At 39.9% G+C, this 26,539-nt stretch carries 23 protein-coding genes; 1 reads left to right on the top strand and 22 read right to left on the bottom strand.

All coding sequences use genetic code 11. The features are described 5' to 3' along the window. Positions 1-24: 24 nt before the first annotated feature. The 22 genes from sigE to AKG34_RS05915 form a co-directional block, all read right to left on the bottom strand. Positions 25-744 carry an RNA polymerase sporulation sigma factor SigE gene (gene sigE, locus AKG34_RS06020; RefSeq protein ID WP_053345247.1) on the bottom strand — a complete coding sequence of 240 codons (720 nt, stop codon included), beginning with the start codon at positions 742-744 and terminating at the stop codon, positions 25-27. 59 nt (positions 745-803) lie between these two features. After that, on the bottom strand, positions 804-1,730 hold the full coding sequence (gene spoIIGA / locus AKG34_RS06015) for a sigma-E processing peptidase SpoIIGA (protein WP_053345246.1): 927 nt from the start codon (positions 1,728-1,730) through the stop codon (positions 804-806). 583 nt (positions 1,731-2,313) lie between these two features. Further along, complete coding sequence (ftsZ, locus tag AKG34_RS06010; RefSeq protein WP_053345245.1) at positions 2,314-3,471, bottom strand: cell division protein FtsZ; 1,158 nt, start codon at positions 3,469-3,471, stop codon at positions 2,314-2,316. Between the two features lie 44 nt (positions 3,472-3,515). Continuing rightward, entirely contained in the window at positions 3,516-4,814 is a 1,299-nt protein-coding gene (gene ftsA, locus AKG34_RS06005) for a cell division protein FtsA (protein WP_053345244.1), read from the bottom strand. 258 nt (positions 4,815-5,072) lie between these two features. Then, positions 5,073-5,438 (bottom strand): small basic family protein, encoded by a 366-nt coding sequence (locus tag AKG34_RS06000; RefSeq protein ID WP_053345243.1) that lies wholly within the window; start codon positions 5,436-5,438, stop codon positions 5,073-5,075. After that, positions 5,438-6,148 (bottom strand): DUF881 domain-containing protein, encoded by a 711-nt coding sequence (locus tag AKG34_RS05995; protein WP_053345242.1) that lies wholly within the window; start codon positions 6,146-6,148, stop codon positions 5,438-5,440. The genes AKG34_RS06000 and AKG34_RS05995 overlap by 1 nt, the downstream gene beginning before the upstream one ends. 41 nt (positions 6,149-6,189) lie before the next feature. After that, positions 6,190-6,882: a DUF881 domain-containing protein gene (locus AKG34_RS05990; RefSeq protein ID WP_053345241.1), complete on the bottom strand. Its 693-nt coding sequence runs from the start codon at positions 6,880-6,882 to the stop codon at positions 6,190-6,192. Next, a complete protein-coding gene (locus AKG34_RS05985; protein WP_053345240.1) occupies positions 6,869-7,651 on the bottom strand; it encodes a cell division protein FtsQ/DivIB in 783 nt (260 codons plus the stop codon). Before AKG34_RS05985 ends, AKG34_RS05990 begins: the two co-directional genes overlap by 14 nt. Before the next feature lie 138 nt (positions 7,652-7,789). Further along, positions 7,790-8,698, bottom strand: a complete 909-nt coding sequence (gene murB, locus AKG34_RS05980; RefSeq protein WP_053345239.1) for a UDP-N-acetylmuramate dehydrogenase — start codon at positions 8,696-8,698, stop codon at positions 7,790-7,792. Between the two features lie 364 nt (positions 8,699-9,062). Then, positions 9,063-10,169 (bottom strand): stage V sporulation protein E, encoded by a 1,107-nt coding sequence (gene spoVE / locus AKG34_RS05975; RefSeq protein WP_083450687.1) that lies wholly within the window; start codon positions 10,167-10,169, stop codon positions 9,063-9,065. Positions 10,170-10,325: 156 nt separating this feature from the next. Continuing rightward, positions 10,326-11,678: a UDP-N-acetylmuramoyl-L-alanine--D-glutamate ligase gene (gene murD / locus AKG34_RS05970; protein WP_053345237.1), complete on the bottom strand. Its 1,353-nt coding sequence runs from the start codon at positions 11,676-11,678 to the stop codon at positions 10,326-10,328. After that, entirely contained in the window at positions 11,679-12,656 is a 978-nt protein-coding gene (mraY, locus tag AKG34_RS05965; protein WP_053345236.1) for a phospho-N-acetylmuramoyl-pentapeptide-transferase, read from the bottom strand. An 88-nt stretch (positions 12,657-12,744) separates the two neighbouring features. Next, on the bottom strand, positions 12,745-14,217 hold the full coding sequence (locus AKG34_RS05960) for a UDP-N-acetylmuramoyl-L-alanyl-D-glutamate--2,6-diaminopimelate ligase (protein WP_053345235.1): 1,473 nt from the start codon (positions 14,215-14,217) through the stop codon (positions 12,745-12,747). Between the two features lie 158 nt (positions 14,218-14,375). Then, positions 14,376-16,298 (bottom strand): stage V sporulation protein D, encoded by a 1,923-nt coding sequence (locus AKG34_RS05955; RefSeq protein WP_053345234.1) that lies wholly within the window; start codon positions 16,296-16,298, stop codon positions 14,376-14,378. Positions 16,299-16,523: 225 nt separating this feature from the next. After that, positions 16,524-17,882 carry an IS1182 family transposase gene (locus AKG34_RS05950; protein ID WP_053345233.1) on the bottom strand — a complete coding sequence of 453 codons (1,359 nt, stop codon included), beginning with the start codon at positions 17,880-17,882 and terminating at the stop codon, positions 16,524-16,526. Between the two features lie 336 nt (positions 17,883-18,218). Then, the gene (locus tag AKG34_RS05945; RefSeq protein ID WP_053345232.1) at positions 18,219-20,381 is read right to left on the bottom strand and encodes a penicillin-binding protein; all 2,163 of its coding nucleotides are present in this window, start codon (positions 20,379-20,381) and stop codon (positions 18,219-18,221) included. A 2-nt stretch (positions 20,382-20,383) separates the two neighbouring features. Beyond that, the gene (gene ftsL / locus AKG34_RS05940; RefSeq protein WP_053345231.1) at positions 20,384-20,740 is read right to left on the bottom strand and encodes a cell division protein FtsL; all 357 of its coding nucleotides are present in this window, start codon (positions 20,738-20,740) and stop codon (positions 20,384-20,386) included. 30 nt (positions 20,741-20,770) lie between these two features. Next, complete coding sequence (gene rsmH / locus AKG34_RS05935) at positions 20,771-21,703, bottom strand: 16S rRNA (cytosine(1402)-N(4))-methyltransferase RsmH (protein ID WP_053345230.1); 933 nt, start codon at positions 21,701-21,703, stop codon at positions 20,771-20,773. A 52-nt stretch (positions 21,704-21,755) separates the two neighbouring features. Next, entirely contained in the window at positions 21,756-22,187 is a 432-nt protein-coding gene (mraZ, locus tag AKG34_RS05930) for a division/cell wall cluster transcriptional repressor MraZ (RefSeq protein WP_053345229.1), read from the bottom strand. A 342-nt stretch (positions 22,188-22,529) separates the two neighbouring features. Further along, the gene (gene bshC, locus AKG34_RS05925; RefSeq protein WP_053345228.1) at positions 22,530-24,158 is read right to left on the bottom strand and encodes a bacillithiol biosynthesis cysteine-adding enzyme BshC; all 1,629 of its coding nucleotides are present in this window, start codon (positions 24,156-24,158) and stop codon (positions 22,530-22,532) included. A 109-nt stretch (positions 24,159-24,267) separates the two neighbouring features. Continuing rightward, positions 24,268-24,660, bottom strand: coding sequence for a DUF3397 domain-containing protein (locus tag AKG34_RS05920; protein ID WP_053345227.1), 393 nt, complete (start codon positions 24,658-24,660; stop codon positions 24,268-24,270). Between the two features lie 4 nt (positions 24,661-24,664). Continuing rightward, a complete protein-coding gene (locus tag AKG34_RS05915; protein WP_053345226.1) occupies positions 24,665-25,549 on the bottom strand; it encodes a 2-dehydropantoate 2-reductase in 885 nt (294 codons plus the stop codon). A 458-nt stretch (positions 25,550-26,007) separates the two neighbouring features. Between AKG34_RS05915 and AKG34_RS05910 the strand changes: the two genes are divergently transcribed. Further along, entirely contained in the window at positions 26,008-26,499 is a 492-nt protein-coding gene (locus AKG34_RS05910; protein ID WP_053345225.1) for an N-acetyltransferase, read from the top strand. Positions 26,500-26,539: the final 40 nt, after the last annotated feature.

Below are 26,539 nucleotides of genomic sequence, written 5' to 3'. Positions count from 1 at the left end.
GTATTTGCGCGCCCATCATTTTTTTTACACCATTTTATTAAATTCTTTTCGAAGCCTCTTAATAATTCTTTTTTCCAAACGTGAAATATAAGATTGGGAAATTCCCAACATATCGGCAACATCTTTTTGGGTTTTTTCCTCTCCACCTGCAAGTCCAAAACGAAGCTCCATTATCTGTTTTTCACGTTCGGAGAGCTGCGTTAGAGCCTTCGTTAGCAGCTTGCGGTCCACATTTGCCTCCAGGTCCTTTGTAATTATGTCATCGTCAGTACCAAGGACATCCGATAGCAGGAGCTCATTTCCATCCCAGTCAATATTCAATGGTTCATCAAAAGACACTTCAGAACGTATTTTGTTATTCCTACGTAAATACATTAAAATTTCATTCTCTATGCATCTAGAGGCATATGTAGCTAATTTAATTTTTTTCTCGGGGTTGAATGTATTTACAGCCTTAATTAAACCTATGGTACCGATGCTGATTAAGTCTTCTATATTGATACCTGTATTTTCAAATTTCCTTGCAATATAGACAACCAGCCTTAAATTTCGTTCGATTAAAATCGATCGTGCAGCTTCATCGCCCTTAGGCAATTTATTAATCAGTATTGCCTCTTCTTCTTTTGAAAGCGGCGGCGGCAGCGCCTCACTCCCTCCTATATAAAATATTTCGTCCGTTTTCAATCCGAGCTTGAACAATAGTTTGTACCAAAAATAAGTGAGTCGAAGAATGAATTTCTTCAAAATAATTCTCCCTTCTAAATAAACGGTTAATGGGTAAAATTTTTGAATGAATCAGTGGTTCAGGAGGCATTTTGCACCGGTATGCCGGTTAACATTTTTGGATGAACAATAGATTGATAGCTATTGTCGGGAGAAAGTTGCTGAAAGGTAAACGAAACGAGTCCCTGCTTGACATGATACTCTTTTTCACCCTGAACGATTTTAATAAAATCCGGCTTAATCGCAGTTAACAATTGATGTTCATGACCGACAACTTTATAAGGGATAACTCGCATTCGTCCAGTCCACGAATACTCAGGCTGTTCCTCCTGCTGAACCAGGTTATCAGGGTTTTTAAACAGGTCTAGCATATCTGCTGGGATTCCTTCTTCCCCCCCTGAAAGGGAGATAATCATTACTGGAGAGCGGGTAATCGGATCATATAACTGATTGCCACTATCCACCAGCCCATTAAATGTTCCTTCAAAGTCTGAAATTTTAACCGATACTGAAACCATTTGTTCATGTGTAAGCTTTGTCATCTCCATCCCCTCAAGTGTGCGCTTGGAAAATTGCCAAGCAAGCGGGAACCCAATCATCACAAATATCCAGCTGACAGGGTCACCAAAGCGATTGATTCCAGCATATTGGCTAGGGTCCTTGGAAACTATTTGAAATTCAAACAAATAGTGAAGGCCAAGAAGGATTCCTCCCGATAAAAACGTCACAAAATATAAAGTAGCCACCGACTTCATGAAAAGGTTGAACCTATTAAACCCAAAGGTAGCCAGAACCATAAATAGAGAAACTAAAATCTTCATGTAAACTCGGTCGGCAATTGCATAAAAAGGAGTGAACGCCAATACGATAATGAAGGAACCAATCAGCCCACCGACACAAACCCGCCATAGAGCAACCCTTCGTTTGAGAATAATTGCAGACCAATATAAAAGGAGGCAGTCAAATGACCAATTCAACAACCAGATCACATCTAAATATAAGGTCAAACACCCTCCCCTCCTTTTAGGAACTAACCTTCCACTTGCAAAAAGTATAGCGTACCTTCCCTTAGAAAGTGTGTCACTTTTTGTACTGAAAACTTAAGAGTTTTTCAGTCATTTTTTCCCTTTTTGTAGAAAAACAGCTATTGATATTTTCAATTAAGTCATAGAGACTATCCTGCTCCCTTTTATTGCTGTCGATTTATGTTTCAAAAGATAAAGAATTTCTTCCCGCCCGTTATCTTTTTCTCCTTAAGATGATGAAAGTTCAAAATACAAGTAAAACGTCTGCTCGGAAACGTTCTTCACCTATTTTTCAAATGAGAATGTCTAGTTGTTTTTACTACGTTTAAAAGGGCATTGAGTGCAATGAATACCCCTAAGCCACTTCTCAGTTTACTCTTAGTTAGAAATCCATTAGTCAGATACAGAGAAACGGTGTAAAGCTATTGATAGTAACTCTTTGAAGACCATAGAGTATTTAATGCGCTTATCAGATGATTTCAATCAAAATCCAGCTTTTCAGCAGAGATTTTTTAAAAACACAAAAAACCGTTCCCATTGGGAACGGTTCATTATGGTTAAGAAATTAACGCCTTCTATTACGGTTACGAAGGAAGGTTGGAATATCCAGAGCCTCATCACCTTGATTAGTATTACGCACAGGCTGCTCATTGACTTCTTCTCTCTTCACTTCACGCTTAACATTTGACTGTGGCGTTTGTTGTGTCTGAGGTCTAGGTTGCTGCTGTTGTCCAAGTGTTGGACGTCCAGCAGGCCGTATTGAAGATTCAACCTCGTTAAACCCAGTTGCAATAACTGTAACGACGATTTCATCTTTAAGATTTTCATTGATAACCGAACCGAAAATCATGTTTACGTCTTGATCGGATGCAGTAGCCACGATATCGGCTGCTTCCTGAACTTCAAAAAGACTTAGGTTCGTTCCACCAGTAATATTCATCAGGACGCCTTGAGCACCATCAATAGATGTTTCAAGGAGCGGACTGGAAATAGCTTTCTTCGCTGCTTCTGCTGCACGGTTTTCCCCTGAGGAAATCCCAATGCCCATAAGAGCTGAACCTTTGTTGGACATGATTGTCTTAACATCGGCAAAGTCTAAGTTAATAAGACCAGGGACGGCAATTAGATCTGAAATCCCTTGTACACCTTGACGAAGAACATTATCCGCTTCACGGAATGCTTCAAGCATTGGCGTACTTTTATCAACAATTTCGAGGAGACGGTCGTTTGGAATGACGATTAGTGTGTCAACCGATTCCTTCATAGAAGAAATACCGCCTTGTGCCTGAGTTGCACGTTTTCGGCCTTCGAATGTGAATGGACGTGTGACTACACCTACTGTAAGTGCTCCTAAATCTTTAGCAATACCAGCAATAACCGGCGCAGCTCCTGTACCTGTTCCGCCACCCATTCCAGCAGTTACGAAAACCATATCGGCACCTTTAAGCGCTTCTTCAATTTGTTCTTTGCTTTCTTCTGCGGCTTTCTTTCCTACCTCTGGGTTGGCACCAGCACCCAATCCACGTGTAAGCTTACCACCGATTTGCATTTTGATTTCTGCTTTTGATAGATTAAGAGCCTGCGCGTCAGTATTGACTGAAATAAACTCAACACCTTGTACGCCATGCTCGATCATTCTGTTTACCGCATTGTTTCCGCCGCCGCCAACACCTATTACTTTTATCGTTGCTAATTGTTCTAAATTAGAATCAAACTCCAACATGACAATCCTCCTATTTTGACGAAATTCCCGATTCTTTATGATTGTTATTCAAAAAAGTAACCCAGGATTTTTTTGAATTTAGATTCACCTTTTTCACCTTGTTTTTTAGCCGTGTTCTCTTTACTTTTCTGAGAAACTTTTTGACTGCGCTGGTCATTATTTTCTTGTGCTTGTCCAGCTGCTACAGGAGTTTTATTAGCGGTGTTTTTTTGCATTCTCTCTTTCTTGCATGCGTGTTTAATCAGACCTACAGCTGTCGTGTATTGAGGCTCTCTAACTCCGATATAATTCGGTTCTGCCGTCCTCACACGATTTTGGAACACATATTGAGCAAGCTCCAGGACTCCTGGCATCTTGACGACACCACCGGTCAACACGAAACCTCCCGGGACATCCTGGAAGCCAAGTCTCCTCAAATCATCTTGAATCAGCTCAAATATTTCGGTCACCCTTGCTTCAATAATATCTGAAAGCATTAACTGATTGCAGGGCAGCTGCTGGTCGCTGCCGATGATTGGTATTTGGAATACTTCATCTTCAGACGCGTCATCATAATAGGCATGTCCATGCTTAACTTTAATTTTTTCAGCTTCTTCCATCGTTGTCCTTAGAACGATGGAAAGATCTTTCGTAAGAGTCTCCCCGCCTATAGGAATCACAGACGTATATTGTAAATAGCCTTGTTCGAAAATTGCCAGAGTTGTAGAACCTCCGCCAATATCGACAAGTGCCACACCAAGTTCTTTTTCATCCTTGGATAATACAAGGGCACCTGCTGCTAAGGGCTGAAGAGCAATATCGGTTATTTCTAACCCAGCTCTTTCCACACACCTCAGAGTATTATGTAAGATTGTCCGCAGACCCGTGATTAATATCCCTCTCATTTCCAAACGAACACCTATCATGCCCCTTGGATCACTGATTTCATCAAGTTCATCAACCTTGTAATGGATCGGTACCACGTCGATAATTTCCCTGTCGGATGGTATCGTTATTAACTCCGCTGCTTCTCTAACACGGAAAACGTCATGCTCAGTAATCTCTTTATTGTCACTGGATACTGCTACCACCCCATGACAAGGTTGAAGCGTGACGTGATTTCCACTGATACCGACGATTACTTTTTTTATCTCCATCCCAATCATTCGCTCAGCTTGCTCTACAGCTTTTTGAATAGATTGGACGGTTTCATCTATATCGACGATCGAACCCTTTTTGAGCCCTTCTGATTTAACATTCCCTACGCCGATTATATTTAATGTGTCATTGACCATTTCCCCAATGATAACTTTTACACTGGATGTACCGATGTCAAGACTTACGTAAATTTCGTTGCTGTTCATTCCATGGCACCTCCTTCGGTTTTATACATGTATTAGTAGAATAACATTTTTATATTGAAAGACCTATTCATAATTGAATAACAAACCTAATTGCAACTCGCTAATATGATAATAAACTAGATTATCTTGTTTTGGATAAAACTCGTAGATTTAGCTCTTTATGATGGTTATTGTTCGCTTCTCAAAAAAACGGATATCATTTCCAAACTAGATACTGCCTTAAACTATTCGTCATTTATCAGGTAATTCCCTTTAAAATTATAGATTTTTTTTCTGTTTTTTCCGTGAAATCGACCATTTATCAATTAATATTCTTCTAATCTGTGCGATATTTTGAAAGAGTCTAACGCCAAACACAAAGATTGCGGCTAAATACAAGTCTACACCAAGATGTACACCTAGAAAAGCCAAACCTGCGGCTAAAACAATATTAAAGAAGAATCCCGTTACAAATACAACTTCATCATAAAGATTTTGCAAATGTGCCCGTATTCCTCCAAATAAGGTATCAAAAGCAGCAAGGACGGCAATGGAAAGATAATTTGAATATTCATGAGGAATATCAAAATCCACCAAAAAGCCTAGGGTAATCCCAATTAACAGTCCAAAAACTGGAAGCCACATTACGATTCCCCTCCATCTATAATGGGCTCCATGTGTTCCACATTAATCGTATTTTGATATGCTGGCAATGTCAGTTCACTAGATGGAGTTGTAATTTGAACTTCAAAATTATCTATAAAGAAATCATCCATTAGTTCAGAACCTTGAATACGCTGTTTTAGTTTTTTGGGATTAACGGTTAGGGCTTGAATTTCAAGCGGGTAATCAGTGAGCGAATATCCGTCTACTTTTGGCTTCCCATTAATATCACGAATAACTGATGTAGATATGTACCGTTGTCCCGAAATGGAAATTTCATCTGCGCCAAACATATACATTTCATTAATGAGCCTTCTTAATAATACAGGGGAAATATACTCTATCTTCTCACCAAGTAGGAGACCTTCTTTTATAGGTTGGACAGACACACTGACTCCTTTTCCCGTTATCTCAGTCAAACCTGCGTCAGTCTTAAATTCAGACAGTGTTTCACGCAATAATTCTTCTTTACTTTCATTTTTCTTTGTTTCATAGGATGCAATTTTCTCCTCAAGCTTACTAATACTCTCTAATAATTCAACCTGGGACTGCTGTTCTTTTAATAAATCATTTTTCAGTTGCCACATATCTCTGGTATCAGAAACTACTGGCTGATTTACCAAATTGAATTGAATAGCAAGCATGAAGCCAGCAATCAAAGTAATCAAACTAAAAGATAGCTTTTTTCTCATTTCCAGTGTTTCACCAATCTTTCATCGAATCCGGCGATTATTCACCCTCCAATAATTGGATCAAAAATGATTTTCTTTTGCTTTTCCATAGTAAAAATAACATTTTCATTAACCAACTGTTCCTTTATTCCACCTGGTATATCTAAGGAAGCCTTTAAGATATCGGGGTCCCCAATCGCCGAAATGATAAATGGAGCAGGATGCTGATGACCATCGATTGTAATCACAGGTCCATTACAGACTATATACGAATCATGATCTAGCCTCTGACCGTTAATCGCGACAGCCTCTGCCCCTGATATGTATAATTCATTAACAACCTTGAAGACGTGCTCTTCATGAACCAGGTAATTATTCACATTGGCTTCTGAATCCATATCGGAACCATCTTCAAGTGTCACCTGAAGGCCTGTACCTTTCACTTTCACTTTTCCAAGGTACATCCGATATTTCTCGGTATCCTTTGCTAGATTGAAAAACAACTGCTTTTCCTGTGCTAAATCTTTTTCTATGTTGGATACTTTTGCTTGCTTTTGAAGGAGTTCCTTCTGTAGTTCCCGGTTCTGCTTCTCTTGCTCTATTAATTGCTGCCTGAGTTCATATTCTTGATCCCACGCTTTATCTTTCACTGCTCCTTGACCATCTTTCGTTAAATTGTAAGAAAAGGCAATCATAAATCCTAGAACAACACTAACAAGGGATAAAATCACCTGTTTGCTATTAATTTTCCTCATTAGTGTCTTCCTTTTGTTCAGCGGGTTTATAGGCTTTGAAATAAGAACCGACTTCTAGATCAATGACACCCTTTACCTTCGGATCCAACTGACTGACAATCGATGGATAGTGAATCATTTTTTCGGATAAAGTTCGACTTGTTGCACTTACTTCATATCCATCATTCATAAACATTACGATATGGTAACCATCAGTTTTAGTTGGAGCATGATGGATTTCCGATATAGCGTTCTGAATCTCGACAGGAAGCTTGTCCAACTCCTCTAAAAGCAACTTTAATGCTTTACCCTCTTTGAAGCCAATTAAAACCGGGGCAAATACTGGAATTTCACCAGTTGCTAACTCTTCTAAAACAGAACCATTTTCCAAAATGGGTGAAAACTTCCCATCATTGGATAGATACGCCATTCTATTATGTTCAGAAACTGTAATTTTTATAGAATTGGGAAATATAGGTGTAACCTTAACGCTTGCTATTTCCGGATTTTTTTTAATATTTGCTACTGTTAAACCTGTATCAACCTTCCAAATACTTCGATCTTTCTTTATTTTACTTAATTTAACAATTTGCTTAGAAGTAATATAACGATTCCCTTCTACCTGCACGGATTGAACATAGCTCAAAGGGGATAAGAAATATAACACACAAGCAATCAGAATGAAGAAAAGGGAAAGCAAAAGAACAAGTCGTCTGTTTGCTTTACTTTTTCTTAATTGTTTTAGTTTCGGGATGCGGTCCTCAATAGAAACGATTTTCCCCTTTTCCATCCCTTTCACCTCTTCCTGAAAAAATGGATGGTTTTTGACACTATATTAAATCATGACAAATTTAAGAAAAACTTATTACTATACTTTTCAGGTAACATATTATACCACAATATTTGGATATAAAAAATAAATCTTCTTTTATTTCCGTCCGATTATTTCCACTTCGGTTTCCAATTCAATTTCAAACTTGTCATACACAGTGTCCTTCACGTGCTGTATCAATGCTTGAACATCTGCTGCACTTCCATTTCCTGTGTTAACGATAAAGTTCCCATGCATAGGAGAAATCTGTGCTCCACCAATCGAGTGTCCCTTTAGGCCAGCATTCTCCACTAATTTCCCTGCATGATGTGGCAGCGGATTTCTAAATATGCTCCCGGCACATGGTAGATTATACGGCTGGGTATCCTTACGATAGTTTTTGTTATTCTGCATTCTTTCTACTATTTCAGTTTTATTGCCCTCAGTTAATTGAAAAATGGCTTCGAGTACGATTCCTGGTTTCTTCTTTTGAAGTATTGAAGTTCGATAAGAAAACTCCATTTCCTCCTTAGAAAGCCAGGCCAACGTTCCATCTTCAAACAGGACATGCGCCGCCTTTAGAATTTCACTCATATCGGAACCGTGTGCACCAGCGTTCATATATACCGCTCCACCAATTGAGCCAGGAATTCCACTGGCAAATTCCAGACCTGCATATCCTTTTTTGCTAATTTGTACAGACAAGCTAACAAGAGACACACCAGCTCCTGCTTTAATCTCCGGGCCATTTATCTCAAGATGGTCAAGTCCTTTGCCCAATTTCAGCACTACACCTTCAATTCCGCCATCGCTGACTAAGAGGTTCGAGCCCCTACCAATCGCTCTCCAGGGTGTGGCATGTTCCTTGATAACCTGCATCGTTTTTTCTATATTTTCAATGGATGATGGCACGATGAATAAATCAGCCGGTCCCCCAATTTTCATAGTTGTATGATTCGCAAGTGGTTCCTGTTCAAGAACTTTGCCGATTTGCAGTTCTGTTAATTGTTTTATCATTTTATTCATGATAAACCTCCTTGTTGTTCCAAAAATTCCAAATTATAATTTTCATATCCTCACCCTACGAGGTCTCTTATTATACAAAAATAATAACACCTTTTATTTAAAATCAGAAATATGACCAGAAGTAAGCGCCAGTGCGGCCTAACCCTCTTATACTATAGTCTAAACAAAGCCGTATTGCCAATATTTATTGTAGAATCCCTAACATTCATACATGGTAATTTTTATGTAGCATTTCAGATATTTCTAAATTGCATCAATGTACCTGCTACTATCTTCCCCACCACGGTTTTCAGCTAAAGAATAAAAAAGGAAGCCTACTGTTTGAACAGGGCTTCCTTTTGATATAACACATGTTTTATTGTGGTTAGAACCTTGAATAGCGGCTAATATTCAGTAGTACACCGATGGCCATCAGCATGAGCGTTAGAGATGAACCCCCATAACTTAAAAGCGGCAAGGTGATTCCAGTAACAGGCATCAAACCAGTGACAACACCTATATTGATCATCACTTGAATGGCGACCATCGCAATGATCCCCACCGCTACAAGGCTCCCATACAAATCTGGTGCACCAAGAGCGATTCGAATGCCCCGCCAGAGCATAAGCGAAAATAACAAGATAATCATCGAGCCTCCGATGAAGCCAAGTTCCTCAGAAAGTATTGCGAAAATAAAATCGGTCTGTGGTTCTGGTAAATAGAAAAACTTCTGCCGGCTTTGGCCCAAACCGAGACCAAACAATCCCCCGGGTCCGATTGCATAAAATGATTGAATCATTTGAAAGCCGCTCCCCAAAGGGTCTTCCCATGGATCCAGAAACGAAGTGATCCTTTTTATCCGGTACGGAGCCGACAAAATCAGACCAACAAAACCTAGTACCCCGATTAACCCTAAGCCAACAAAATGGCTGATTTTTGCCCCTGAAATAAAAATCATCACGATACATGTTCCAACCATGACCGTTCCCGTCCCAAGATCGGGCTGTAACATAATTAGTCCAAATGCCAAAAATACTAGGCCCAAAGATGGGAGCATCCCTTTTTTAAAGGAGGTGATCAACTTTTGCCGCTCAGATAAAAACTTAGCTAAAAAAGCAATCATCGCTAGCTTCATGAACTCTGATGGTTGAACCGAAAAGGCCCCTACACCAATCCAGCTCCTAGAACCATTTCTCGCCATTCCGATACCAGGAACCAGGACAGCCAGTAGCATAATGAAACAAATGATGATTAGGATTTTGGCCCAAGTTCGCCACGTCCAGTAATCCACATTCATGATGAAAAACATTGCTATAACCCCAACACAGGCAAACAGCAGCTGTCTTTTTGCAAAATAAAAGGAATCATCAAATTTATAAGTCGCCCAAATGGCACTCGCGCTGTAAACCATGATTAAACCTACGGTCAAGAGACTTAAGGTGACGATAATGAGAATGAGATCAGGATTGGATTTTTTTAATGGCACGGACATCCACCTCTAGGAAGTTTTTCGAGCCTGTACGAATATAAAACATGTATGCTGATTGCTTGTCAGCACTTTAGTCAAAAAAAAAGCGATAACGGCTCATTATCGCTTTTTCCCAAGGTGTCAACGTAGAAGCAGGTTCACTTCCTTCTGCGAAAGCTCTTATTTCAGTTTATGCACGGCCTCCATAAACATGTCTCCTCTTTGCTCAAAAGTTTTATATTGATCCCAGCTTGCACAAGCCGGGGAGAGGAGAATACAGTCGCCTTCATTTGATAATTCAAAAGCAGCCGGTACGGCCTTTTCTACATTATCGACACGTTTTATATTCGTTATTCCTATTTCTTTGGCTATCCGTTCAATTTTTTCTGCCGTTTCACCAAACGTAATCACGGCTTTGACATTTTTCATAGCAGGTTTTAACTCGTCAAATTCATTTCCACGATCCAACCCGCCTGCCAATAAGATTACAGGTTCTGTAAATGATGTTAGAGCTTTGGAAGCAGCAAGAATGTTTGTGGCTTTCGAATCATTATAAAATTTACGATTTTCAACGGTCGCCACAAACTGCAGACGATGCTCTACACCATAAAACGTTTTTAATACTTTTTGAATAGCTTCGTTAGCAACACCCTTAAGTTTGGCCGCTGAAATTGCCGCGAGCACATTTTCCAAATTGTGTTTTCCAGGAAGGGCGATATCTGAAACATCAATCACTTTTTCCCCTCGGAAAAAGACAGCAAAATCTTCGACATATGCTCCATTCTCATGTTTTACTTCAGTTGAAAATGGTACAAGCTCAGCCTTGGACTTATTTGCCATAGCCAAAACAGCATCTTGATCTGCATTAAAGATCATGAAATCTGAAGCTATTTGATTTTTCGTAATCGCAGCCTTTGCTTCAGCATATTCCTGCTTGGAGCTATGATAATCCAGATGCGCATCATATAAATTCGTCACGATTGAGATTTCAGGACGGAATTCCTCAATCCCCATCAACTGGAAAGATGATAATTCAATGACAATCGCGTCATCAGATTTTGCTTTCTCAGCAACACCAGAGGCAACCGTCCCAATATTCCCAGCAATAAGTGGTGATTTTTCACCGGTCTTCAACATTTCAAAAATCAACGTTGTCGTTGTCGTTTTCCCATTTGTACCCGTGATACCTATGAAAGGAGCTTCACTGATCTGATAGGCAAGTTCAACTTCCGTGATAACCGGAATCCCTTTTTCCAAAGCACCTTTAACAAGTGGATTCCGATAGGGAATTCCTGGGTTTTTTACAATCAGTTCAAATCCTTCATCAAGCAGTTCGATCGGATGGCTACCGCAAATGACTTTGATTCCCTGTTCAAGAAGCCCCTGCGCCTCCGGATTTTCTGATAATGGCTTCATGTCATTAACCGTCACGAAAGCACCTAATTTATGTAGAAGCGAAGCTGCCATCACTCCGCTTTTCGCCAATCCTAATACCAATACTTTTTTCTCTGAATACTTTACAGTCTCTTTCAATTATATCCACACCTCTAAATAGATTCCGAGTACCGCACACAGTAGCCCTACTGTCCAGAAAGTCACGACGACACGCCATTCTGACCAGCCAGAAAGCTCATAATGATGGTGAAGCGGACTCATTTTAAAAATACGCTTTCCAGTGGTTTTAAACGATCCTACTTGTAAAATGACCGATAGCGTTTCAATGACGAAGACGCCACCAATGATTACCAGCAGTATTTCAAGTTTAGTTAACAGGGCAATGGTAGCAATCGCTCCCCCAAGTGCTAAGGACCCTGTATCCCCCATAAATACCTTTGCAGGATGTGCATTGAAGACAAGGAAACCTAAAACAGCACCGACAACTGCTACAGAAAATATAGCAACATCATATTGTGACTGACTCCAAGCTAGTACTGCAAAAGCACCAAAAGCAATAGCAGACGTACCTGAGACAAGTCCATCAAGCCCATCCGTCAAATTGACGGCATTAGAAAAACCGACTAGCCAGAAAATCACGATAAAGAGATAAAACCAGCCAAAATCAATCGCAAAATCAGTACCAGGAATCGTCAATTCCGGATTAAAACGGTCCGTCTGCTTAAAGACGAAGTAAAAAATGACTGATATCACGATTTGGCCCAATAATTTTTGCTTCGAAGTCAAGCCTAGATTCCGCTTCATGACCACTTTGATAAAATCGTCCAAGAAACCTAATAAACCAAATCCTAAAGTAACGAATAATAATAAATACGTTTCGGTAGATGGTACCGAAAATTTAAAAGTCATTATTAAAGTAGCGATGGTCACCGATAATAATATAACCAGTCCGCCCATAGTAGGTGTTCCTGTTTTCTTTTGATGCGATTGTGGGCCTTCTTCCCGAATACTTTGCCCGAATTTCAATCTTCTTAAAAACGGGATAAAAATCGGCGATAGAAGAACGGTTACTAAAAACGCCACCAAAATTGTATAAAAAATTACTTGTTCCAACATTCCTTACTCCCTCATTCCTAACACAATTCAAATATAAATTCTACTTGTTGTCGTTTCATGTTTGCCCGGTGGGTCAAATATCTATGATTCAGACTGAACCCAACCTTCTTTGAATCGCTTTTTCTGCTTCTTCACGGTCATCAAAGTGCAGCACTTCATCACCGACTAATTGATATGTTTCATGTCCTTTTCCTGCTATTAAGATAACGTCGCCTGCTTTGGCTTTGGAAACAGCAAAATCGATTGCCTCTCTGCGATCTTCGATAACCGTATATTCTTTACCAGCTACACCAGCTTCCATATCCCGCAGGATTTGGGCGGCATTTTCACTACGGGGATTATCTGAAGTGAATATTGGGTCAGACGCCAATCTGCAAGCAATTTCGGCCATAATTGGACGCTTTGTTTTATCACGGTCCCCACCGCAGCCAACTATTACAAAAATTTTCTTTTCAGCAAATTCCCCTACTGTCTTCAAAACATTTTCTAGACTGTCCGGAGTATGAGCATAGTCAACAATGACCGGGAAATCCTGATTCGCCGAAATAAGCTCAAAACGGCCGGCAACACCTTTTATTTCCTCAATTGATTTAATGGTCTCATCCAGATCGTTCCCGGCGCATAGAGCAGCAGAAATGGCTGCTAGAACATTATAGACGCTGAATTTACCAATTAGCTGCAGTTGAACTTCACGCTCTTCTTTGCCTGCAGTCAAGGTGAATGCTGTGCCTTTTGCATCAATCTTTATATCCTTGGCATTAATATCAGCTTCTTTGTCAATTCCATATGTAACAACTGTAGCAGCGGTCACCTTGATGAAATCTTCTGTTGCAGCATCATCAGCATTAAGCACAGCATATTTGGGACGATTTTCTATGTAGGCATTGCCAAGCTGGGAGAAAAATAATGATTTTGCCTGCCTATATCTGTCCATGGTTTTATGGAAATCCAAATGATCCTGCGTTAAATTTGTAAAAACGGCAATATCATAATCACATCCGTGGACGCGCCCAAGCTCAAGCGCATGGGAAGAAACTTCCATGATAGCCGTTGAGACATCTGCTTCGGTCATTTCATGAAAAGCCTTCTGCAATGTAACGCTATCTGGCGTCGTATTCTTAGTTTCATACACCTTGTCAGCAACTTTTGTATACATGGTGCCAATCAATCCTGTTTTTTCCTTTTGATCCTCGAAAATCTTTTCAAGTAAATGACTGGTCGTCGTTTTGCCGTTCGTACCTGTAATTCCAATCAAGCGCACCTTTTGGGTCGGATGGCCGAAAAATGCATCGGCAAGGACCGCTTGGGCTCTGCTTGAATCACGAACAACAATTACTGGAACATTCAAGTCAAGCGGCCGTTCGGCGATCACTGCCGAAGCTCCATGTTCGACAGCTGATTGGGCAAAATCATGACCATCGACTGTATAACCTTTTATACAAACAAATAAACTTCCGTCTTTGACTTTACGGTTATCATTTTCAATGGAGGTGATCTCAGGATTTTCTCCTTCATACTTAAATAAGGAGTGTAAATAAGATAGTAATTTGTGAAGCTTCATTTTTCCATCCCTCTCAACTTAATTTGAGAATTCATTATATGTGATTAACTTTGGCTTGTCGAGAAACCAATTTTTATTATACGGGGTTTAGACGACTCCGTAAACAAAGCGGCTGATGATTCTTCAGCCGCCTTAACTAATCATATATTATTTTATACTTATTCTGTATTTTCGCCAAGATAAATTCTTATTGTAGAGCCTTCTTTTACTTTAACCCCTGCATCCGGAGCTTGATTTATGACTTTATCCCCATTACCGGCAATATCAAGTTTAAGATCGATGAGCTGGGTTTGCAACTCTTTCCTGCTCATACCCAAAACATTAGGCACCTCGATCATAACAGGATCCGTCCAGAGTGCTTCCTTTTCAATCTGGTTTTTCCTCGGCTTTACACCCATAGCCCTTAATGAATCTTCCATGATATTTCCGACGATTGGTGCGGCAACGACGCCACCGAATTGAACCGTTCCTTTAGGATTATCCACTGCTATATAGACAACGATTTGCGGATCATCCGCCGGAGCGACTCCAATAAATGAGAGTATAAAATTATTTTCTAAATATCGGCCATTTTCCGCTTTTTGAGCTGTACCCGTTTTCCCACCGACCCGGTACGACTCCACGAATGCTCCTTTACCGCTTCCTTTCGCAACAACGGATTCAAGTGCTTCACGGACTTTCTTGGAAGTTTCTTCTGAAATCACCCTTTTCTTCGCCTGGGGGGTCTTTCTCATTAGTACATCGCCATTTTTTGGATCAACCAGTTCCTTTGCAATGTAAGGTGTATATAATGTTCCTCCATTAACTGCTGCCGAAACCGCTGTGACCTGCTGAATAGGTGTTACAGCAACACCTTGTCCAAACGCAGTTGTTGCTTGCTCAACTGGACCTACCCGATCCATATTAAACATGATTCCTTTTCCTTCTCCTGTTAAATCAATTCCAGTTTTTTGTCCAAAACCGAAATCATTAATATATTTAAACAGCTTATCTTTGCCAAGACGGTTACCCAGCTCTACAAAACCAGGGTTACATGAGTTCTCAACAACTTCTAGAAAAGTTTGGTCTCCATGTCCTCCCCTTTTCCAACAATGCAGCGTGGACCCTGAGACTTCCACATGCCCGGAATCGTAAAAGTGTTCATTTTGTAAGTCGACCTTCCCTTCCTCAAGCGCTGCAGCAAGGGTGATGATCTTAAAAGTCGAACCCGGTTCATAAATACTCCAAACTGGTAAATTGCGATTATACACTTCAGAGGGTACATTTTGAAAATTAGCTGGGTCAAAAGTCGGCCTGCTCGACATCGCCAATATTTCCCCGGTATTCGGATCCATCGCAATGGCAATAAGACCATCAGGATTATAAGTCGCTTCTGCATTATCGAGTTCCCGTTCGACTATTGTCTGAATTCTGCTATCAATCGTCAGTTTCAAGTTATCTCCATCAACAGGCGGCTTATAGTCATCTGCCATATTCTCAAGCCTTTTCCCTTTGGCATCCGAATAAAATTTCACAAATCCTTTTTCCCCACTTAACTCCTTATCATAGGATAATTCAATTCCCATCAATCCCTGGTTATCCGAACCCGTAAAGCCAAGCACATGCGAGAGGTATTCCCCAAATGGGTAATGACGCTTTGAATCTTCGGCGATATACACGCCTTTTATCCCTAATGCTTTAATTTCTTTTGCCTTTTCATGAGATATCTTTCTACCTTCCGGAATTCTGACACTCATCTCCTGTTTCGTTAACCATTGATAAGCTTTTTCCTTCGTCATATCTAATATTGAAGCCAGCTGTTCCGCCGTCTCACCGGGGTTCTCAATCTGTCTCGGGATGACATATACTGTTGGTGCTGATATATTCGTTGCCAGTTCTACACCATTCCGATCTAAAATCTCACCACGTTTGGCCTCGAAAGGTATATTCCTGCTCCAGGAATCCTTAGCCAAACCGGTCAACTTGTCCCCAAGATAAAATTGAACAATCCCTAAGCGGATATCAATGATAAAAAACACAATGAGACCTACTGCCAATGCGATTGCCAGCCTTTTTCGGACCGTAACATTTGAAACACGCAAAAACAGGCACCTCCATTTCATACATGCTTCAATATATATGCTTGTCTACTCAATGCTAGACTAAGAAAACAATCAAAAAAAATAAAGAGGGTGATCTATTTGGATCACCCTCTTTCAGTTTGTAGACAAAAGGGGTTCGGAATTATAAAATTCCGAACCCCTTTTGAAATTCCCTTTGAATTTTGGCCCAAGGTTAAGATATTGGGGCACTACGAGCCCACTCTGTTAGGCCATTTTTGGACCTTGCCATGTCCAATTGGCCATCTTCTTTAAATTAATGGCAGCGAAAGTAAGCATCGCCTGCATCGACAATTTTTTAAGTCCCCTTAAAGTAGTCCAACGCATACCATGCTTTTCTTTTGCATCTGCGAATACACGCTCAATCGTTTCTTTACGTTTCGCATATATAGGTTTTACATCTTGATGAGTACGCAGATGATCTGCTTCTTCCACATATGCTTGCCAGATATGCCGTGTCACCACTTTTTGGTGGTCTTTGCTTTCTGTACACCGTGATAAAGATGAGCATGTTGCACAAATGTGTTTTGGCGATTTGTACTCGCGATAGCCCTCTTTATTTGTTGTTGAGTACTTTAAAGTCTCGCCCGAAGGGCAAAGGTAACAATCAAAATGTTCATCGTAAATATATTCATGTTTGCGATAGAATCCTTCTTTTGTACGAGGACGTGTATAGGGTAAAGCCGGTGTAATTTCTTTTCCAAATAGATAGCTTGTAATGGCTGGTGTTTTATAAGCTGCATCTGCCGCAACGGCTTCGGGTTTTCCAACTTTCTCAATCACTTGTTCAACAAGTGGCTCTAATATATGACTATCATGCGTATTTCCAGGTGTTACAATCGTTCCCAGTACAAAACCTTTGCGGTCTGCGGCCGCGTGGAAAGAATAGGCAAACTGTTTTGTTCGTTCATCTTTCACATAGTAGCCACTCTCAGGATCAGTTGTACTTTCTTTAATCTCTTTGGTTTCTTCCTTATCAAATTTATCCGGTGGGAAAGGCTTCTTTCCATGGTTTTCACGATCTTGATTTATTTCTTCTTGAAGGCGTCCTTGATACGCTCGTGTTTCCTTGCGAACGATTTTCTTTTCAAATTTCCGCTTATTCGCACTGGCTTTCACATGTGTGGAATCAACGAATACGTGCTCTGCACTTATTAACTTTCTATCGGCAGCTGTCATTAAGATGCGATAGAATATCTGTTCAAACAGGTCTGTATCTTTAAAGCGCCGCTCATAATTTTTGCCGAACGTTGAGAAGTGTGGCACTTTATCATGGAAACCGTAACCTAAGAACCAACGGTAAGCCATATTTGTTTCAACTTCTTCAATCGTTTTACGCATTGAACGAATACCGAAGGTATATTGAATGAATGTCAGTTTAACTAAAATAACTGGATCGATACTTGGGCGACCTACCTCTGAATACATATCTTTTACCAAATCATAAATGAAAGTGAAGTCAATGGCTGCCTCAATTTTACGAACCATATGGTTCGCTGGCACCAGTTGATCCAAAGTAAACATTTCAAGTTGATCTCGCTGAATAGAATCATGTTTAGAAAGCATTCTTCATCACCTCAAGTTTTAATACGTTTATCTTAAAACAAAAAAGATTGTAGGCAAAAGTGTTTATTTCTAATTGTTAAAACAAAGTTGATTGGAACGGAAGGTGCGAGACTCCTGCGGGAAAAGCGTGTCCAAGGGAGACCCCACAGGCGCAAAGGCGCCGAGGAGGCTCCCTGACCGCCCGCGGAAAGCGAGTGCCTGGAGTGGAAATCAACGTTCGAATTTTTACAACCCCTCAAAAAAACTGTAGACAAACTCGATTTTCATCGAGTTTGTCTACAGTCTGAAAGAGGGTGATCTATTTGGATCACCCTCTTTTTTAAAATATCTATATTTTTAATCAGACCCTTTATTCTCATTACTTGATAAATTATCGGCAGCGCCTTCTGGTTGGGACAATTCAACATTGAAAGAGTCCCCTTCCTTAACCTTTTTACCTACCTTGATATTCTGTTTACTCACATAACCTGTTCCTGAAGTTTGGAGATCCAGCTTCGCAACCTTAGCTAATTTCATTACATCACGTAAGGACCATCCTTTCATATCAGGAACTTTCATATCACCTTCTGTTCGAAGGATTATTTTTTCACCCTGTAAGAGGGTGCTCCCTGCTTTAGGTGATTGATCGAGAACTTTTCGACCGCTTCCGATCGTACTAACTTCATATCCTAACTGTTCCAGCTCCTTAACAGAAGAACTCTCAGATTGATTAGTATAGTCTTCAATTTTATTGGCTGTTTGTTTTTTCACATCAGAAGGCTTTATATTTAAATATTGCAGGCTATTTTGCATGACAGGATTAAATATTTCAGACAATGGATCCGCTCCTACATATGTGGCACCTAAGTTTGGCTTTTTGACCGCCACATAGATGACCAGTTGTGGGTCATCTTTTGGAGCCATACCTAAAAAGGAGAATACATAGTTATTCTTCCCTTCTAAATATCGGCCTGTTGGACCGGCAATCTGAGCTGTACCTGTTTTCCCTGCTACTTCGTATCCTTCAATGGCATATTTTTTCCCTGTTCCTTTTTTCGCAGAGATTACCGTTTCCAAATAGTCACGTACTTGCTTAGCAGTCTCTGCTGAAATCGGTTCACCTGATACTTTTGGTTTTGTCGTTTTCAATACTTTTCCGGTATCCTGATCGGAAATACTTTTAATCACATACGGTTGCATCATTTTTCCATCATTGGCAATTGCCGAAGCCGCTTGGATCTGTTGAATCGGTGTAACGGTTGAACCTTGGCCAAAGGATGTTGTAACCTTTTCAAGCTTATATTTATATTGAATTTTACCAGTTATCTCATTCGGCAGATCAATCCCCGTCTTATTATCGAAACCAAACTTCGTCAAATATTCTCGGAAGGTATCCGCACCGATTTTATCCATTGCCAATGTCGCAAAAGCGACATTGGAAGAACGTTGTACACCTTCAAGAAAGGTCATACTTTTTCCTCTTTCGATTCCGCTGTGATCACCGATGGAGCCCGCTCCCGTCTTGTAAGTGCCGGCAGTAAAACTTTCATTGGGATTAAAGACCCCTTCTTCCACAGCAGCTGCAAGGGTGAACGTTTTCATGGTTGAGCCTGGTTCGAATGATTCTTCAATAGCAAGGTTACGCCACGTATCCGTAAGCCCCTCTTTCGTTGTCGGATGGAAGGTAGGTCTTTGCCCCATCGCTACAATTTCCCCCGTTTTGGGATTGGATACAATCGCTATGATTTGCTCGGGATCATACTTTTCTTGCACTTTACTCAACGAATCTTCCAAGAAAGTTTGTATTTTCTTGTCGATGGTCAACATTACATCATTACCATTATCCGGAGCTACCACCTTTTCCTTCGTATCCGGTAAAAGAATTCCCCATTTGTCACTGTCATATGTCAGCTTTCCATCCGTTTCCTGCAATTCTTTATTGAGGTACTTTTCAATTCCGAACTTACCAGCCATTTCTCCGGTTTTCTCATCTTTTTCTACATAGCCAATTAGATGAGATGCGAAGATTCCATTCGGATAAAAGCGTTTATTCGTTCTTCCAAATGTAATTCCCGGCAGTTCCAATTTTTCTATTTTCTGTTTGACAACCTGAGTCAAATCCTTGCCGGCCTTACCAAACTCCACCTGGTATGCCTCTTTTTTCGTAAGGCGCTCATAGATGTCCTGCTCATCCATATCTATATATTTAGCAAGTTTAGCAGCCGTCATTTCTGGGTCTTTGACATGCTCAGTTTCCTTTTCACTAAGTACAGCCCTTAAAATATAGGAAGAAGTATCCTCGGCAATGACTTCACCCTTTGTATCGAGGATACTTCCCCTTTTAGCTTCTATGACCTGTTCTCTTTCATATTTCTTGTCGATTTTCGAAGCTAGTACCTCACCACCGGCTGTGCCTGTCACCTGAATATACAAAAAGCGGCAGATTAATACAAAAAAGAGCAGGCCGAATAAGAAGAATAATCCGGCTGCTCCATGCTTCATATTTTTTTGTTTCTGCATTATCACTGCACACCCTTCACATTATTCTTATTTAACTTGAACCCTAGCTCTTCAGCTTTTTTCCAAATTCTTTCGTATGTACTAAGTTCATCAACCTGCACTTTCAAATCTTCGTTCACTTTACTCTGTTTATCAATTGATACTTCGACTTGCTGGATCTCTTTATTCGTTTCATAAATGGCCGCTTGGTTAGAAACTATTTTCACTCCCAAAAATGTAACCATAATAGCAAGGGCACATAGTAAGATTACTTCACCAATGGATATCTTCGCTTTACGGATGACCACTGTTTGATGTGTCTGTTGTTGCTGTTGGTCTTCATATTGCTGTTCTTGCATTTTTTTGGCTATAGAACTCATTCATGCTCCCCCTTACTGATTTTTCTATATTTATTGTTTCTCGGCAATTCTTAACTTAGCTGAACGGGAACGATTATTCCCTTCCAATTCTTCTTCTGAAGGTAAGATTGGTTTTCTCGTGATTAATTTCATAGGCGGTTTAAATTCATCAGGAATAACTGGAAGTCCATGCGGAAGGTCAGGCAAGGCACTAGCTTTCTTAAATACTGTTTTACAAATTCTATCTTCTAGAGAATGGAATGTAATGACAGATATTCTTCCTTCTATATCCAATAGGGAAATAGCTTGCTCTAAAGAATCTTCAAAGACACCAAGTTCATCATTTACAGCAATTCGTATTGCTTGAAATACTCGTTTCGCGGGGTGTCCACCTTTTCTTCTTGCCGGTGCAGGAATTCCATCTTTAATTAGCTCTACAAGCTCAAACGTTGTTTCAATCGGTTTTATTTCACGAGCTGCTTCAATTTTCCTGGCAATTTGTTTAGAAAATTTTTCTTCTCCATATTGAAAGAAGATTCTCATCAATTCATGGAATGACCAAGTATTCACAACATCATATGCAGAAATAGCAGCACTCTGATCCATCCTCATATCCAGCGGCGCATCATGGTTATAACTGAATCCTCGCTCTGGCGTATCCAATTGTGGAGATGACACACCTAAATCATAAAGAATCCCATCCACTTTCTCGATTCCCCGGGCATTCAACTCTTCTTTTAAGTATTTAAAATTATTAGGAACGAGTACAATACGGTCTCCATAGCTTTCTAATTTAGCCTTAGCATTCTGAATAGCCGTCTCGTCCTGATCAAAAGCATAAAGTCTGCCCTTGTCAGATAGCTGTGAGAGCAAGTATTCACTGTGGCCTGCCCCTCCTAAAGTACAATCTACATAAATTCCATCAGGTTTGATGTTTAATCCATCAACCGTCTCTTTTAATAACACTGTTGTATGTTGAAACATGCTAGACATCCTTCCAATCGGTTATTGAGTAACTCTATTTCTGAGGGCAGCCTTAAATATCAAAGCCAATCATATTTTCTGCTATCTCAGCGAAAGAATCCTCTGAAGCTGAAAAATAGTTTTCCCAAAGGGATTTGCTCCAAATCTCAATACGATTGGTAACACCAAGAATTACACATTCTTTTTCCAATTGGCCATATGAAGTAAGCGGCGTGGGAATATTTATTCGCCCTTGTTTATCTATTTCGCATTCTGTTGCTGCCGAAAAGAAAAAACGGGTAAAGGCTCGGGCATCTTTTTTTGTTAAAGGCAGGGCTTTCAGCTTCTCTTCAAGCAGCTTCCACTCTTCCATAGGGTAACCAAATAAACATTGATCAAGTCCACGGGTCAGTACAAATTGTTCCCCAAGGTTGTCCCTGAATTTAACTGGGACAATCAGACGACCTTTTATATCGATGTTATGATGGTACTCTCCCATGAACATACCCACAACCCCCACATTCTAATCTCAATGTACCACATTCCCCCACCTTTCTCCACTTGTTTTTACTTTCTCCTTATAAGTAAAAATTCCCTTCTTTTCTTCTTAAGTTTATTTAGCCAATTTATTTAAAGACAACACCATTTCACTCGAATTAACGCACACTAAGACACAGTCACACTAATACTGTCGAAGGCTTACATGCCAAATGGCCACAAACAAAAAAAGACAGGCTGGTCGCCTGTCTTTCTGCTGATTTTTATAGTCCCATTCTTCCTAAAGGTAGGTGAGTCTCTTTGTTCAAAATCATTTGCCCACCACTCTCATCCAACCAGGTGAGTTTTTCTACAAAAAAATCAATTTGTGCTGGTTATTGAACTGATAATCCAGTTTCATAATTTCCCGAACAAAATCTGGTCCATATTGATTCAAGTAATAAAAAACATTCCAAATCCTCTCCTGTGGTGATTCCAGAGGATACAGCGAATTTGCTATCCGTTCAAACTTTTTCAATACAACCGAGTGGCGTTCCTTAGTACGGTCACCAATTTTCCCATACATGAAATCCAATTGCTTTTGGATGAATTCGATATTTTTATTCAACATCGGCTCAAGACCTCTATCTAACGAAACAGCGTGCACTGATAGCTTTTCATGATTATCTTCAAGTTGCGATTTCAACTGCCCGAATAATTGATCAATCGTCTCATCCTTCACAGTATCAAGGTAACATCGAACAGCATTCGTGGTTCCTTCAGTCAACACGGTCTCCAACTCGAGTTCTGTTTCCTCAAGATCAGTTTGAACGCCACGCTCTACAAGCGTGATGTTTAACCTCGGAACGATTGGCGGCATCTTCATTGAAAACAACTCAAATGCCTGTTTCAATTCTGCCCAATAAGCAATTTCCCCCGGTCCAGAAATAAAAGCTAATACCGGGAAAAGCATTTCCTGCATAAGCGGACGAGTAATGACATTATTGCTTAGTTGTTCTGGATGACCTTTGGCTATCTGCAAGAGTTCCTGCTCAGAAAATGAAACCTCTCCGTTCTTCCCGCTGAACATACCATCTACCCGTTCGAGCAAACATCGATCTTTTTTATCTGTATCATAATAAAATAAATTAGCTGCCTGTTTATCCATTTCTATCATTTTTGCATAGCCTTGAGCATGCATATATGATTGTTGCTCCACGACAACTTCTGCAATCCGTTCACTTTTTTTAATCATCGATTCAAAGAAGCCTGTTTCAATTTCCCTTAGTTTCGGATCACCAGCATCGACAAGTAAAAGGCCATATTCATGGAACCATTCGTGAATCAGACGGGCAAAAAAGTCGACGAATGTGTTCGATTGCTCGATTGTTTCTTTAATATCAATAAGAAGTTTATTCGTAAAGGCTGTTTCTCCGTAAGTTTCAATGATTTCTTCGAACCACTTCTCTGCCTTTTCCGTATCAAGCTCCACATCCGAAATCATTGTTTTATATGGCTGATATGAAGGGTATGTCTTTTTATTAGGTTTATTGTTTTTCATCACATAAACATGATTGACTTCAGCTAAATCATGATCTTCACCAGCTATCCAAAAAACAGGAATTACAGACTTCCCTAGTTCTTTTTCTTGTTCTTCTGCAAGCTTAATGATTGATATCACTTTATGAATCGTATAAAGCGGACCTGACAATAAACCAGCCTGCTGCCCGCCAATCACGACCACTGAATCGTTACTGCGCAGCCTTTCAATATTTCCATTAACAGCATCACTGCTTGGAAAACGAGACATGTATTGTTGTATGTAATCTGATAACTCCCCTCGTAAAAACGAACGGTTCATCAATTCAAGGTATCTATTACGATATATGTCCGGATTGGACAGGTCATAGTGAAAATACTCCTCAGTTTCAAGACGGTTTTGTAAATAGTCCGATGCAAAACGATTTAAAGATGGTAACGCGAGATCTTTCATCTCCATTTCTGTTCTCCCTTTCTCTGCAACTACAATTCTTTTTAGAGTATAACATTCTGTTTTAAGAAAACAAAAGAAGTTGCCCAGCAGCAGAAAATTGATGTTATGTTCTATGTTATGTAGTCAATATCTTCGTAATACTTGTAATCAAACCAATGGAAAATAATAGTAGGTAAGCGCAGAAAAAGAAGGCAAAATTCACTCTCCAAAAACCTTTTAAAACCTTATGAAAAATGATTTCTTCTTTCACCTTATAATGGACAAGAACAACAACAAATGCGTTGACAATCATGATCAGCATGATCACCCAAAGAATATGTATATCCCAAATTGTAATAATTAAATAATGGACTGATAAAACGAAAAGTAATGTACTCATATCCATCGCAAATTGAACGGATCGTCTATGGTTTCCAGTGAATTGTTTAGCACCGATAAAAAATAGAATATACCCTATAAAGGGCAAGGTAATAAATATCGCAGCAAGACTTGATACAAAGTTCGGCACACCCTCATCCCCCCTGAGACTCTTTTCCTTTAACCATCTTATATAGAGAAGCCGTTACGCAATCACTTTTCTCTTTTCCCTTTGCCTCCGAGAGGATATAACCCAAAATAGCATCGATTTCCGTTTTCCTGCCATTATCTATGTCTTTGAGCATGGAAGATCGGTTTTCTGCTGTTGCAAAGCATACGGATTTTACATGTTCAAATGACCCCATCTTATTTGGCAATTCTAAAATAGCAGAAATTTCCTCGAAAAGAGCCTGAAACAGCTGATAATAAAAGGGATTACTGATTAATTTTCCATTTTCCACAGATAGTATCGCTGTTAATGGATTAATAACTGCATTAACGACCAGCTTATCTATCAGCATAGAGTGATAGTTCTCACTCTTAGAAAAAGGAAAACGATTGATTTTTTCATCTAATAACGACAGCTGATCAAGACTTCCTTTGAAGGATGCCACCCGCGTGATACCGAGTCCCGTATGCTCCACAGTATTTTGGTCATGTTTCAGGGCCCCATGCTCCACTACCCCAACATAGATGACTGGTGATTGCAGCTGTTTCAAATAAGATATATGTCCATAGCCATTCTGCAAGAATAGCAATGGAACTTGTATTCGTTCAATGACGGGTAAGATTTGCGAAAGGTGATATTGCTTAACAGTTATTATGATAAGATCTTCACTCGATGTACCTTCTTCCATAGCTTTCGAAACTATCCCTGTTAGCAACCGGCTTTCCCCATTCTCAATAAAACACAGACCATCACGATTTATAATGGATGCTTGTTCCGTTGTACGAGTATAAAGAGTAACACTATGATTCCCACTCAAACGAGATGCGAACAACAAACCGATTGCCCCGCCCCCTATGATTCCAATTCTCATAATAACCTTCCTTACTTTTTGATATATATTTACTATTTTAACACATTTTCTTTTTTAACCTGCGGCGATTCCTCCTCTCGATCGAAGAAACCCCTGCATCGCTATCCCCATGCTCATTTCCGCTCGCTATAAAAATAAGGGGAGCGAATTATAAATACGACAGCCTAAGTTTTATTTCCTTCTTTATGAGATAAATTAATGGTATATTAGATATAAAAGCCGAGCCGTTTTTTTGACTTTATAGGAACAAAAGATACCTCCAGTCTTAAGCCGACGAGAAATCGAAGGAAAAAGGGCGGGGGATACTCGGCTGTAAGCATTTAGTCAGCAAGGATGAATCGATTGATGCCACACTAGATTTATGCCTTAAGCTGGAATTCCACATGATAACTTAGCATTGAGGTACTTTCAAAGGTATTGTTGGAAGAGGTTTATCAGAATTAAGGGGGAGCTTTTTTATGGAATACAAGGTGGAGAGATTACTTGTAAATTTTAAAACGCTTGAGGAATTCAAAAAATTCAAAGAATACGGGATACAGGAACTGTCAATGCTCGATGATTTAGAAGGTAACATCATTGAAAATGACAGCCAATCACCTTTTTACGGTATCTTTTATGGTGACAAACTTGTAGCAAGGATGAGTCTGTACAAAAAAAGTGCTAATTTTGACCAGTATTTTGATAATACAAGAGACTTCCTCGTTCTTTGGAAACTTGAAGTCTTGCCTAACTATCAGAAAAAAGGTTATGGAAGAGCTTTAGTTGAATTCGCTAAAAGTCTGAACATGCCAATCAAAACGAACCCAAGAGTTCATTCACAAGACTTTTGGAAAAAAATGGATTTCTCTGCTGTTTCCTATGATATGGACCGGGACCTTGGAGAAAACCCGCTAATTTGGAGCCCATTTGTCAAACAAGAAGAGAACATAAACATAGATACACAAGAATAAGGTGATAAAAAAAGCGGGCGGATATTTCCACCCGCTTTTT

It is taken from the genome of Peribacillus butanolivorans, from assembly GCF_001273755.1.
Taxonomy (GTDB): domain Bacteria; phylum Bacillota; class Bacilli; order Bacillales; family DSM-1321; genus Peribacillus; species Peribacillus butanolivorans.
This window is presented reverse-complemented; position numbering and strand designations above follow the sequence as displayed.